This is a genomic window from Bartonella sp. B17 (assembly GCF_053795755.1).
Map to the genome: position 1 here is coordinate 92797 of NZ_CP200032.1, position 13111 is coordinate 105907.

Annotated in this window: 12 protein-coding genes, 2 tRNA genes and 1 pseudogene; 3 read left to right on the plus strand and 12 right to left on the minus strand. The window is 32.5% G+C overall.

What is annotated here, in order from left to right; all coding sequences use genetic code 11:
• Positions 1-139: 139 nt before the first annotated feature.
• Complete coding sequence (locus V4B18_RS00515) at positions 140-1300, minus strand: phosphoserine transaminase (protein WP_455475916.1); 1161 nt, start codon at positions 1298-1300, stop codon at positions 140-142.
• A gap of 400 nt (positions 1301-1700) precedes the next feature.
• Between V4B18_RS00515 and V4B18_RS00520 the strand changes: the two genes are divergently transcribed.
• Positions 1701-1776 (plus strand) — tRNA-Phe (locus tag V4B18_RS00520).
• A gap of 888 nt (positions 1777-2664) precedes the next feature.
• Here V4B18_RS00520 and V4B18_RS00525 read toward each other — a convergent pair.
• The 5 genes from V4B18_RS00525 to V4B18_RS00545 all read right to left on the minus strand — a co-directional run bounded on the left by V4B18_RS00525 (position 2665) and on the right by V4B18_RS00545 (position 6933).
• Positions 2665-2973, minus strand: a complete 309-nt coding sequence (locus V4B18_RS00525; RefSeq protein ID WP_455475917.1) for a hypothetical protein — start codon at positions 2971-2973, stop codon at positions 2665-2667.
• 601 nt (positions 2974-3574) lie between these two features.
• Complete coding sequence (locus V4B18_RS00530; RefSeq protein ID WP_455475918.1) at positions 3575-4129, minus strand: biotin transporter BioY; 555 nt, start codon at positions 4127-4129, stop codon at positions 3575-3577.
• A 35-nt stretch (positions 4130-4164) separates the two neighbouring features.
• Positions 4165-4779, minus strand: coding sequence for an energy-coupling factor transporter transmembrane component T family protein (locus V4B18_RS00535; protein WP_455475919.1), 615 nt, complete (start codon positions 4777-4779; stop codon positions 4165-4167).
• Positions 4776-5456: an energy-coupling factor ABC transporter ATP-binding protein gene (locus tag V4B18_RS00540; protein WP_455476573.1), complete on the minus strand. Its 681-nt coding sequence runs from the start codon at positions 5454-5456 to the stop codon at positions 4776-4778. Before V4B18_RS00540 ends, V4B18_RS00535 begins: the two co-directional genes overlap by 4 nt.
• Positions 5457-5496: 40 nt before the next feature.
• Complete coding sequence (locus tag V4B18_RS00545) at positions 5497-6933, minus strand: amino acid permease (RefSeq protein ID WP_455475920.1); 1437 nt, start codon at positions 6931-6933, stop codon at positions 5497-5499.
• A gap of 174 nt (positions 6934-7107) precedes the next feature.
• Here V4B18_RS00545 and V4B18_RS00550 point away from each other — a divergent pair, with 174 nt between their 5' ends.
• Positions 7108-7443 carry a hypothetical protein gene (locus V4B18_RS00550; RefSeq protein ID WP_455475921.1) on the plus strand — a complete coding sequence of 112 codons (336 nt, stop codon included), beginning with the start codon at positions 7108-7110 and terminating at the stop codon, positions 7441-7443.
• A 728-nt stretch (positions 7444-8171) separates the two neighbouring features.
• Positions 8172-8247, plus strand: a tRNA-Thr gene (locus V4B18_RS00555).
• Positions 8248-9526: 1279 nt separating this feature from the next.
• Here the strand turns inward: V4B18_RS00555 and V4B18_RS00560 are convergent.
• From V4B18_RS00560 to V4B18_RS00585, 6 genes and pseudogenes are all read right to left on the minus strand, one after another.
• Positions 9527-10051 (minus strand): DUF805 domain-containing protein, encoded by a 525-nt coding sequence (locus tag V4B18_RS00560; RefSeq protein WP_455475922.1) that lies wholly within the window; start codon positions 10049-10051, stop codon positions 9527-9529.
• Between the two features lie 321 nt (positions 10052-10372).
• On the minus strand, positions 10373-10591 hold the full coding sequence (locus V4B18_RS00565; RefSeq protein WP_455475923.1) for a hypothetical protein: 219 nt from the start codon (positions 10589-10591) through the stop codon (positions 10373-10375).
• A gap of 89 nt (positions 10592-10680) precedes the next feature.
• Positions 10681-11178 (minus strand): annotated as a pseudogene (locus V4B18_RS00570) (type ISP restriction/modification enzyme).
• A complete protein-coding gene (locus tag V4B18_RS00575) occupies positions 11175-11417 on the minus strand; it encodes a type ISP restriction/modification enzyme (protein ID WP_455475924.1) in 243 nt (80 codons plus the stop codon). The pseudogene V4B18_RS00570 and the gene V4B18_RS00575 overlap by 4 nt, the downstream one beginning before the upstream one ends.
• 13 nt (positions 11418-11430) lie before the next feature.
• Positions 11431-11715 (minus strand): hypothetical protein, encoded by a 285-nt coding sequence (locus V4B18_RS00580; RefSeq protein WP_455475925.1) that lies wholly within the window; start codon positions 11713-11715, stop codon positions 11431-11433.
• A 445-nt stretch (positions 11716-12160) separates the two neighbouring features.
• Positions 12161-12892 carry a hypothetical protein gene (locus V4B18_RS00585; RefSeq protein ID WP_455475926.1) on the minus strand — a complete coding sequence of 244 codons (732 nt, stop codon included), beginning with the start codon at positions 12890-12892 and terminating at the stop codon, positions 12161-12163.
• Positions 12893-13111: the final 219 nt, after the last annotated feature.

Sequence of the window (13111 nt, forward strand, 5' to 3'; positions counted from 1 at the left end):
ATTAACTCAATCCTATGATCTTTTACGATCGTTCAATGTTTGAGAAATTATTTATTTGATAGAAAATACGAGGCACTATCATGACTTCTCATATTTTCTTTTTTTGTGAAAGATCATCTTATAATGATCTAACAATCAGTTAAAGCCGAGCTTTTTCAACCTGAAATGCCCATTCAAGCCACTTCGTTAAACATTCAAGATCAGAAGCCTCAATTGTTATGCCTGTCCAAATTCTAAAACCTAGAGGAGCATTTCGATACGAACCAATATCATAAGCAGCACCTACCTCATCAAGACGATCAACTATCGATTTTATAAAAGATTCCTGTCTCTCAATATCCAGAGCAGTAATAACCGGATCCACAATTATTAAACAAACAGATGTATGAGAACGTGTTTGCGGAACCTTTGCCAAATATTCTAACCAAGGTGTTTTACTCACAAAAGCATCGAGTACAGCAAAATTCTTCTCAACTCGCGCCATTAATGCTGGCAAACCACCCAGCGATTTTGCCCACTTTAATGCGTCGAGAAAATCTTCAACACACAACATAGAAGGTGTATTAATGGTCTCTCCCTTGAAAATATTTTCATTCAATTTACCATTTTTTGTCATACGGAAAATTTGAGGCATAGGCCAAATTGGAGTATAATTTTCAAGTCGCTCAACAGCACGAGAACCTAAAATCAATACACCATGTGCAGCCTCTCCTCCTAAAACTTTCTGCCATGAAAAAGTAACAACATCTAACTTTGAAAAGTCAAGATTTTGAGCAAAAGCTGCGGATGTTGCATCACAAATTGTTAATCCTGCCCGCTTATCTGGAATAAAATCTGCACTAGGAACACACACACCAGAAGTTGTTCCATTCCACGTAAAAACAACATCACGATCAAAGTCAATCTGTGTTAAATCTGGCAATTCACCATAGGGAGCTTTCAAACGACGTATATCAGGAAGCTTTAATTGCTCAACAACATCATCAGCCCAACCCGTTCCAAAGCTTTCCCATGCAACCATATCAACGCCACGTTCGCCTAATAAAGACCACAAAGACATCTCAACAGCACCAGTATCTGAAGCAGGAACAATACCTATACGGTGATCAGAAGGCACTTCAAGCACTTCACGGATTAAATCAATAACTTCAGCAAGTCTCTGTTTCGCTATTTTAGACCGATGCGAACGCCCAAATAGTGCCTTTTTTAAGATCCCAACGTTCCAACCTGGTCTTTTGCTACAAGGACCCGAAGAAAAATTAGGATTATTTGGAAGGTGATCTGGTCTTTTTAGCAGCATTATTATTCTTTTCTTTCAAATGATTGTCTTTCTTAAAGGGAAAATAGATTATGATGAAATAACAGTCTCTTTACTCAAAAATATTTTTCTTTTATTTCGTAGACTGAAAATGGGTAGAGTTTTTATAAAATACTTCAAGTAATCACATCTCTTGATTGATTCTAAAAAAAGAATTGCCAACATTATCCCTGCGATAAAAACAAGCATTTTGATAGTAATACACTAACGGATCACAATATAGCTATCAAGTTGATTTTATGAAAAAAGTAACTATAATACTGGGAATACAAGGATAAATTTATAAAAATTGATATAAAAATCGATTATTTTTCTTTTGGTGGCTAGACAGAGAAAATTTTAATGTTATAACCGCCACACGCTTCATGTGTTTATGAAGCATGCCCAGATAGCTCAGGTGGTAGAGCAGCGGACTGAAAATCCGCGTGTCCGTGGTTCGAGTCCGCGTCTGGGCACCATTCCCTTTTTAAATTAAGTACAACTTGTTGGTTTTATTTGTTTTTTAAAACGTAATGGATACACAAATAAAGATACAAGAATAGAATTTTCAAACTTGCTTTGACAGTGTATTGCAGATGAAATTTTTTTCAGAGTGTTCCTTGAAATATTTTACGTTTGAGAGTGTTTCTACTTCTAAAAAATTAAGCCCTTTAAAAATTTTTCTTTCTTAATCAGTATTATTAAGATGCAATACAAATTTGCTTTTCATATATTTTATAATCACATCATATTAATGGATATTATCCGCATTAAAGCTATTTCAGAATAATAATCATCGTTGAAAAATGCAGGAAAACCGATCTCAAATAGATTATCTATAGCTTCAAAAAAAATTGACAATACATTCCTACGAAAAGTTTATTTTAGCTAATTTTTGCTTAATTTGCCCTACTTTTTCTAAAGCTTTGCAAAATTGAAAGCAGCTGATATTTTTTTAGAAAATTTAAAACACTTACAGTTCTTTTACTAAAAATAGAAACCGTATTGTTCTTTCAATTAAAGGCAAGCTACTAAGCTCAAGTTAATGCACAACAAAAAAGCAAATTATCTTAGATAAATAAACCATTTTAATTTTTTTGTAAGATCACCAAATTATTCCGAAAACACCAAGAGAATTGATGATCCCATTATCATAATTACTGTTCCTAGTAAATCTTTGCTAATACATTAATTACTCTCACTATAAGCATATATAATTTATGCATATACACACGACTTTGCAATTTCATACCTTGAGAGTAAACCAAAATTCTTCCCCCCAACAAAACTTAAACATTCTTCAAAGCATAAAGTATATTTTTACTACAAAAATTATACTGAAGAACATTATAATATATTCTTCTCTTCTACCACTTGAACATACTTAAGAAAAAATTGTAAAAATATATTCCTAAATCATAATAAACTTTTTTTATTTTATCAAACACTAATTTTACATCTTTCCAAGATGCACTATGCTTAATTGTATATGACGATGAAACAACTTTATTCAATAAAGATTCATCATGATCATTAAAAAACAAAACTTCACTAAAACCAGTAGAATCAATAATAATAGATGCTGATCCTTTAATATCAGTGCACTCAGATGCTTTTACAATAGAAGAAAAACCAAAAATAATAGTGAAGATAATAAGAAAACATCTCATGTTCATAATTTCACCTATATAATTTATTTTATCTATTTAAATACATAGTGAAGTTAACATAATTTTGTTTATATGTACATAGTAATAATTATTATAAATCATAAAAATAACTTATTTATTAAAAATATATATTAAATATCATTTTTATTATTCATTCATATTGCATTCTGCAATTATATATGAATATATTACTAATGCGCTATAAATAAAAATATGATTATATTACAAATATTACTTTCTATTTTGACAAAAATCATAAATTTGCTTATAGAAAAATGACAATCCGTACAATTTGCATTCAAAATATCAAATAAATTTTCTGCTATATTTGCTATAATCTCATTAATAATAATTAATAAAACACATTACGCAATTTATAAATAATAGCTTTGCACTTTTAATATATCCTAATAATAATAATAATAATCTATATAAATTGTGTAATAATTATTTCTGAAACAATCATTTAAATAATACAATAAGCTTCTCTTATCTCTGCGTATTTTTCTAATTTAAAATGCAAACAAATAAGACAAAAAAACTCACTACATTGCTCTTTTTATCATCTAAATGAATCACGATACAAAAATTTCATTCAAAGTAAAAACTACTCTTTTTTTGACGAAATGAGAGGTATAGATTTTTTAACTGTAATAGCTACAGAAGATGCAACCAACACCTTTAAAAAATCTCCAATCATAAAACCTGATGAAATCATCAAAGCCTTCATTAAAGAGATTTTAGTAACATAAGCCATCCATGGCACTCCAAAAAAATAAACAACCCCAATACCACCTACAGTATTTATTACAACCAATATAATAAAATTTAGCCGCTTCCAAAACAACTCAACCATAAAACCAATAAAAAATGCAGCAACTGCAAAACCAATCAAATAACCACCCCCAGTTCTAAAAAAAGCTCCAATACCTCCATACCCACCAGCCAATAAAGGCAATCCAATAGCAACCATGGCAAGAAAAAGAACCGATGCTAAAGCTCCTCTTTTTGCTCCAAGTATAGAACCTGCTAACATAGGCCCCATGGACTGAGCCGTAATAGGAAGTCCAAGGAAAAAAGGAAAATAAATAGGTGGAAAAAGGCCTAAAACTGCATAAATAGCTGCAAATAAAGCAATATAAGTTAAATCTTTTGTGTTCATTGAATTATTTTTCCCCATAAATATTTTATTACTAATTACACTTTATCATCAGTGCCACTATCATAAGAGCGCGCATCTAAAGCTTCAGCAACTTCTGAAGCCATTTTGATAGTTCGTATAATTAAAGGCATTGCAATAGCAAAAACATTGGTATCAAAGCCGCGTGCTTGCTGTGCTTCACGCACTTCGTTAAATTTTTCACTCACAACTGGAATGAACCTAATCGCCATAGATAAAACCATACTAAATTTTGATGGATTTATACCAAAACATTGAAATGGTTTAAGACTAGCTTCAATTGAATTGATCATATCTGAAACTTTGGTTGTAAAAGAAATAAGTGATGCTAAAAAAATGAGGACGATAAGACGTAATACAACCTCAAAACCTACAAGCCAATGATTAACAATAACTTGGAAAACGAATATGAGCACTAAAAACAAGCCCATTGATTTAAACTGTTTTAAAATAATTTTAAAAGGAATCTTTGCAATTTTATATAATAAAATCAAAAACAGTAAAAATAGTAAAAATATAGGTATAGATGAAAACATAAATGCAGCGGTTGCACATATAGTGAGAAACACCAACTTAATCTCTGGTCTCAGTCTATGGATAAATGTATTCTGAGGGAAATATAAACCGATCAAGACATTCTCCTCACATATTCCTTTATCGCAACAGAAGGTACATCATCAACAACTATTTCCCCCTTATCAAAAACTAGCACTCTATCAAATTTTTCGAGGAACTCCAAATCATGTGATACAACAATTGCTGTTTGTGATAACTCTTCTATAACTTGTGCAATACGACACTTGTTTCTCAGATCAAGTAATGTGGTTGGTTCATCAAAAATAATATAATCTGGTTTCATTGCCACCACACTTGAAATAGCAATTAATTGCTTTTGCCCACCACTTAATAAATGAACTGCATGGTTTTTAAATGCTTGAAGATCATAGCGTTGTAAAATTTCGTCTACACGCTCTTTAATTTCATTTTTACTCAGTTTTAAATTTTTGAGACCAAAAGATAAATCTTCTTCCACTAAAGGCAAAACAATTTGATTATCAGGATTTTGAAAAACAAATCCTATTTTACGCTTTACTGCCTTTGCATCATGCTTTGTATCGAGTCCATCTACACTCACAAAACCATCAGATGGTAATTGCAACCCATTGATAAGGCGGACAAATGTGCTTTTCCCAGAACCATTCGCACCAATAACCGCAATCCGTCTTTCAGTAAGCCGTATAGTAATGTTTTTTAGAACACACAAATCACCAAAGAGTTGTGTTACTTTATCAAATTGTATGATACCCAAAGCTTGTTCCAATCAATCTCTTTTCTTTATGCACTCCCTTTTACCGATACAGCTTAAGCCTATAACCCAAGAACAAGAGCAAACACCATATAGGCATAATAACCACTACCAAACTCATATCAGGCATCTGAGCAGGAATATATGATTCAATAAAAGACGTCCTTATTCCTATAATATTAAAAAATTGAGTCATTAATCCATTTTGCCCAAAGCCACTAACAAACATAATGCAAAATAATAAAACAAGAAAGCAAAGGCAAAGATAATTAGCATAAGGATATAAACTGAAAGCATAAATAAATGACTCTTTTCTATTTTTATGTGCTTTTCGAAATTTTAAATGAACAATAACAATAATAGCCCAAGTAATAATTGCTGCTGCGGTTGCAAGAGCCATGATACGCATAAAACTCTTATCAGGCACAAGAGCATTAACGACGATGATTATCCCAGTACAAATCGATGAAAAAAGAGTAGCAACATAAGGAACACGAGCATTACTCAGTTTACCAAAAATATGCGGTGCATTTTTTTGTATAGCTAAACTATAAAGCATACGACTGTTAGAATAAATACTACTGTTGTAAACTGAAATAGCAGCCATAATGACCACAAAATTTAAAATATGGCCTGCTACAGGAATTCCTATGGTTTCAAAAATTGTAACGAAAGGACTGCCATTTTTCCCGATCATATTCCATGGACTTATCATCATAATAATGCTAATAGAACCAATATAAAAAATTATAGTCCTCCACATAACTTTACGAATAGCAGTTGGAATTGTTTTTTGTGGATTTGATGTTTCTCCAGCAGCAACGCCAATAAGCTCTGTTCCACCGAAAGAAAACATAACCACACAAGTAGCGAAAACAAATCCCGTTGCACCATAAGGAAAAAAACCTCCATAATTCCAGAGACTCTGAATGCTCGCTTGATGATCACCCATTCCAGTGACAATGAGGAAAATTCCCAAAATGATCATACCAACAACGGCAGAAACTTTAATCAAAGCTAAACCAAATTCAAATTCTCCGTAAAAACGAACATTAACCAAATTTATCAAGGTAACAAATGCAAAAACAAGGAAAGATGATTTCCAATGGTCAATTAAAACCCAATGATCAAGATAAAAGCCGATAACTGTAAGTTCCGTCATACCAACGAGAATATAAAGAAACCAATAATTCCAACCCGTTATGAAACCAGCCAAACATCCCCAATATTTATAGGCAAAGAAACTAAAGGCACCTGATGTTGGCTCTTCTGCTGACATTTCACCAAGCATTCGCATGATGAAATAAATAATAAGCCCCCCCAAAAGATAAGCTAAAATAGTTGAAGGACCAGCTAATTGTATAGATTCAATTGATCCATAAAAAAGACCTGTTCCAATAACACCCCCAAAAGCAATCATTTGAACATGACGATTTTGAAGACTACGCTTCAATTCATTGTGCTTTTCCTCAAACATCATTCCTCATTATTCTCATTAGATTCACGTTCAATCTTCATCGGGGAAAACCAACAATAACTTTATGTATTTTTTTAAAAATTATAAAAACGAATGTAAGCTTATTTTTTTGCCATAATGCAACTACTTATTCTTTTATACGTTACGCGAACATTCCTTTTAAATGGCGAAAAAGATATGTTCCGTCCTTTATTTAAATTAATGGCTTTCATTTTTATCACACTGACGATTATAGTATTAGTCATCGATGGCTCCCACACTGTAAGCACATCACACTGGATGATAACACCCTTCAATGAAATATTAGCAAACTTTCTGAAAATGGATATTTATGGACTCAACCAATCTATAAGTAATATTCTACCAATTTTCCTGTCTTCAATTTGCATCACTCTAATTTCTTTACCAGCATGGTTTATCTTTGGCACTTTAGCAATAATGTTTTGTATCTTGAATTACAAAAAGCAAAAACCTTTTCATAGAATCTCGTTTACAAAAGGAAAATACACTTGATATTGAAAAATTCTTCTAAAATTTACTGCACACGCATAACTGATATATCTTAAAAGATTTCATTTTATTAGGGGAACTTTAAATCATTTCGCTAATAAGTGCAGGCTAAAAATGTTTTATCAGTTTATTATAAACATATACATTATCTCATTAAGATATTAAATTTTTTAAATATACCATCCAAACCTTTTTCCGTCGATCAGTCATAACAAGAGAATAGTTCTTCAATTCTAGGAGTTTTTTTGGTAAGCTGGCTTCATTTTTACTTCTATAAATCAATTTATCCAGCGTGTTTTTTTACTCCATTTTAAATAGAAAACATATCTCATTCTATCTTAATCATCCCCACCTTACCTCCATATTATGGAAACTGATAGTACTTTTCCTTCCATAAATAGCTTAAAAAACTTCTCTCTTTCCCATAAAAGCTGCAGCCATCTTTACCTATACTAGGACACCTTAATACATTTACTATCCCCAAAGTGCGCTCTATATCATTTATAAAATCAAGTACTCTCATTAAATTAAAAAAGCATTTATCAACACATTACAACATAAAGATCAAAAATAACTGTTTTGATTCCCATTCTACGCGTCGTTTTTCTCATTTCAAACAACTAACGCATCTTATAAACGGTTGAGTAAGATGCACACTTGCTTTTGTATGTTCTTTTGGCTATTACCCTACAATCAACTTTTGTCCGATTAATGATTAATGTATAATTTATGCCGCATTAGCTCAGTTGGTAGAGCACATCATTCGTAATGATGGGGTCGCTGGTTCGAATCCGGCATGCGGCACCACTTTATTTTGAATAATAAATGTATTTGTTTTTACTCTTTATTTAATCCACCTAACAGTCCCCCTTTTATCACGCGATCAAAATGCATGTGTTTGGAAAATTTGTTACGTAGAAATCTGGAAGGTATTCTCCTCAAGAATCTTAAAACAGACAGTGATTTTTGAGCAGATCAAATCAGTAAAGATTCTCCATAGATAGCAATTTGACGTATTTTTACTACAAAAATAAAAAGAGTATAACAGTGGACGAATATCACAGAAAATTTGCAACGAGCGCGTTTAGAATTATGGCTTTTCTGTTACTGGCTATGATACTTATCGGAGCAAGAAATATTCGCGCTATAAGTCAGTAAAGTTCCTACGAATCCTATAGATAAATATAGGATAAATTATCAGCAATTATAAAAAATGATATGCGCTGAGAGAACATGAAAAGAAGCTGATTCAAGCAAAATGGTTAGCAGAAACTCGAAACTATAACGAGCAATTCCTTATTTTTAACTTTGCGAACGACTGCCACATATTTGTTGTTATGTGCAAATACATGGGTGATATGTTGCTAGTGATATGGGAGAAACGTTGCGTAAAGAGTTTTGTTGGAAAGAAAAAGATTTTAATTGGACAATAAACGCAATGCACTCAGAGCCAAAGATGTTCGGACGCATGTAGAAAAATTTCTAAAATCTCCACCTACCTTCAATAAGACAAGTAGACTGCTAAAATAAAACATGACGATATAGCGCACGCACCTAAAAAGGTTCTACATGCAGCCGAGATGTGCAGTGATCTTAAAACAGTGTACTACATGATGTTCCCAGACAAAAGGACACTCGCAATTAGTTGCATTCATCCTTAAGTGAAGAGGCTGAGCGAAAAGCTGGTACCTAATCTCATCCTGTGAGTAAGGTATTTGATGAATTTGTCTTCTTGAAAGGAACAGCCAAAAAACTATTTTTGGCTATAATACGAACTCTCAAAATCTTCAAATCTCATGCAAAGATAATAATTTTGAGAGTTCTTATTTTGAAATTTTTTTGAAAAACTCTTCACTCAGAATTGCTCCTTATTTCTCTTGAGTTGATCTCTCTCATTTTATAATGAAGCATCTCTTTGAATTATGCTCACCTACTAATTTCCTAGAAATCACCTAAGGCAATAAAAATTAAAAAAATCAGTGAACCTCAATTGCTAGACTCTCCCTTCATGAGAAATGATTGTAAAATATCACCATACCCAAAATAACATAACAAATATTTAGCATTCTATTTTATTATTCATATTCTATTTATCAGATAAGACTCTCTTTGGATCTACTCCATATTTATTATCCATATGCTTTCCATTTTTGAAGAGAAGATAAAGAGACAAAGCAATTCTAGAACATATCACCAACATCAAAAAAAGATCAAAAAAGACGCTCGTCATTAGGTAAGCTAAGGATTCGTTCATCTCCTCCGTGGGATCCCCTATAAACCCCATTGCTAACCAAGGTACATAAATAGGAACCAGCCAAAAACCTGAATGACCTAAATCGTGCAATCGTCTTGTTGAAACAGAAAGCTCTGGTATCAGTAATACATGATAAATCACATGCAACAAAACTATGAAACCAACATTTGGTTCAGGAAGTATAAACGCAAATATTTTATGCTGTTTTGCGAAAAACCAGATAGGTGATGCAATAATACGCGATGTGAGCAAAATCCAAGCATACTCAGCACGTGTTGCACGTTCTCTCCAGTTAAATGAACGTTTTAGCCCATGATAAACCCATCTAAATCCATTGTACCACTTCAATTCTTGCACCTTACTCTCCTATATTTCCACAACCTATCTATCACCCTCTTTCAAACATCTTTTAAATTTAACAATAAAGAAGATATCTCTTAGATACCAAGCTTTAATGGAATTTTTTTGTCCACATGCTCCTCTTTTATATCTAATTTAGGAAAATTTTTCATAATCTTACAGGTTTCTAAACTTACCGTGATAATCTGTAGAAATGGTTTGAGTGAATAACATGCATTGCCCATAACCTCAACAGCCCAATCATTCACATTATGCAGAATCCCAGTTTTATTGTTCCTCCAATTCAATTTGACAGCTTGACGCGTTTCATAACTAATTCTAAAGTAGATCTTCCAGAGACAACGTACTCGTAGGCTTCCTTAGGGATATTCCAATTGTGATCTTATCATTGTAAATGAGAATGCTTTTACTGTAGGCACTCTCCCTATTTTCTGGATCATTTTTCTTAGCAAATTGCATTTTACCAACATGAAAATCTTCACCATGCCCACAGATAACCTTGTGATCTGTTAGCTCCAAATCTTCTAAGCAGCTCATAACCTTGACTCTGTATAAAGAGGTACAGTTTCATAATTTAGATGAAGTACTGCGCTAGATCGCTCCTCACCTGAATAAAAGCAGTAAAATCAGCAAAACTTCTTTACACGTGGAATCCGTAGCAACTGTTTGCTTAAGTTATCAGCATAACACTCCCGATACTCTTCACTATACAATAATCCATAAATGTAATAAAAGATATCTTCCTTTTATCTTCTCTCTTGGATAAGCTACTTGAAAATAAGCCAAAGCCTGATTGGTAATTGCATCTTTTCATTGAGATTGTGCAACATTATCTGATCCTAATGACAATTGCCCTGAAAAATCTACCTTTTTAACGGAAAACAATTTCCAGATGAATCAAATGGATAACCAAAAATTGTATCTACAATTAACGACGAAAATTTTTCTCTTTTATCATTTCTCACAACGATAATAACCAAATTTTCACACTGTTCATTAAAGAATACTTTAGGCATTTGATATTGGCTATTATTAAAGTTTTTATCAAAATACAGCATATTTTTTGCAAACGGACGATAAGACGATAAATAGACTTTCTTTCTTTGATGTCGTATTGATGTCATTTCCCCTTCAAAAAGCTCTTCTTCAATTTAGTATCCCAATTAATTTTTGTTTTGTCTAAGCTTACATATTTATCGAATGTTTTTTCGGTAATAAGGATATTGTTTTGCTGTATTCTTTCCAATTCTGCGTTATAGAAATCTCTCATCCTTTTCATATTTTCACGCAGTTTCTCTCTAAAGAAATTATAACACCATGCGTCTCTATTCGTTTTAATACCCTGTGAATAATCCTTTCCCAATCCTTGATATCCGCTATACTGCCAAACTCAGTGATCTTATCCAATTTTGCTTCTTTTGCTTCACGTGAAAGCTCATCACCAATATCTTGAAATATATTTTTTCACGCTCTTGAGCTTCTGGATTTTTTACAAGAATAGAAATTGCAATAGGGACTTTATTTAATTGACCGACAATGCCTTTGCCTTCCTTATCACCCCCTTCTTTCGAAAAATTATTAACCCTAATATTCCTTCCCTCGTAAATGAAAATATAGAGGCTACTAAAGTTTTCCTTAAAGCATGCTCTCACATCATCCATGGACTTTGCATCAATAAAGCTCGCATTTGTGACAAAACTAATCACACCACAATCTTTGATACGATCCGATGCTCACCGCAAAGCATGAACATAAGAATCGTATAAACTATTTGATGCATTTCTTGAAATAGATCTCTTCAGATAAGTCTCTCTAATTCGTTGACCCAACCTGAGATATTTTATATTTTTATTCCCATCATTTTCACCATTTTGGCCAATAGAATAAGGAGGATTGCCTATAATAATGTGATCGGAAGTTTGGATTGTTTTATCCTTCGTTCACTATTTTCCTTTAACACACCATCAAAACAATCCTTATCTTCAAACATCTAAAATGTATCAATGAGACAAATATTATCAAAAGGTGTGTAGTAGAGCCTTCAAACTTCTTTCATCTCTATACTTATCCTTCCCTTTGAGAAGATCATGATAGACTGTTTCAATATTAATTGCAGCGATAATAGTATGCCAATAGAATGATCTCATTAGCGTGAATTTCATGTTTATATTTTTGGGGTAGCTGCTCCTCAGGAATAATCTTACTCTGGAAGAGGCGTGTAATAAATATCCCTGTCCCAACAAAAGGATCTATAATATGAACATTATCATTGGCTATATCGCTATTAAATTCAGTCTTGAGAATATGTTCAACAGAATGAAGAATGAAATCAAACACCAGAACTGGTGTATAAGCAATACCCAAATGCTTAACTGTTTTCTCAAAGGCTTTTTTAAAGAAGTTGTCATATATCTTCCTGATAAAATCCTGCTTCTTAGCAGCATTCGCGTTTCCTCCGATATCGTCTTTAACTCTTGCATAAAATTTTTGAAGTCTATCACATTCTTTCTCGAATCCGCGCTTATTCAAATCTTCAAGAATATCTTGCATCGATTGGGAAATTGTATTTTTCTGGACAAAATCATATTCTCCACACAAAGCTTCAAAGATTGGTTCCATAATGAGATGTTGTATCAACATCTCAATCACATCATCTGGATCAATACTATCGTTGATATTCTTCTGTAAGGCATTAACAAAATCATTAAAGACTTTGTTTGCTTCAATATTTTCTTCTTTTTCAAGAATAGCTTTGATGCAGCTGATAAGTGTTGTAGAAATTTTAGCAACATCAGTGATCCAGTCTTTCCAGAAGACTTTAGATTTGAATTTTTTCACTGATGCGACTCAGAAAGCTCGTGAAAACCCCACTTTTCATGACAAGTAGTTATCCATCAATAGAATCAATATTTAACGATTGCTTATTTTTATCATCAAAATCAGCTAAGAGACCATATTAAAGCCAATAATTCCTATCTTTAGATAAACATATCTGTTTTATAGTTATGCAAACTCTATAGAAATGTTGATACGTGAAAAGCTATTATAAAACTTAAA

Excerpts from the sequence above, each read along its gene's own strand:
- V4B18_RS00545 (WP_455475920.1), bottom strand. The coding sequence starts at position 6,933 with ATGATGTTTGAGGAAAAGCACAATGAATTGAAGCGTAGTCTTCAAAAT.
- V4B18_RS00580 (WP_455475925.1), bottom strand. The coding sequence starts at position 11,715 with ATGGATGATGTGAGAGCATGCTTTAAGGAAAACTTTAGTAGCCTCTAT.
- V4B18_RS00565 (WP_455475923.1), bottom strand. The coding sequence starts at position 10,591 with ATGAGCTGCTTAGAAGATTTGGAGCTAACAGATCACAAGGTTATCTGT.
- V4B18_RS00530 (WP_455475918.1), bottom strand. The coding sequence starts at position 4,129 with ATGAACACAAAAGATTTAACTTATATTGCTTTATTTGCAGCTATTTAT.
- V4B18_RS00515 (WP_455475916.1), bottom strand. The coding sequence starts at position 1,300 with ATGCTGCTAAAAAGACCAGATCACCTTCCAAATAATCCTAATTTTTCT.
- V4B18_RS00550 (WP_455475921.1), top strand. The coding sequence starts at position 7,108 with ATGTTCCGTCCTTTATTTAAATTAATGGCTTTCATTTTTATCACACTG.
- V4B18_RS00525 (WP_455475917.1), bottom strand. The coding sequence starts at position 2,973 with ATGAACATGAGATGTTTTCTTATTATCTTCACTATTATTTTTGGTTTT.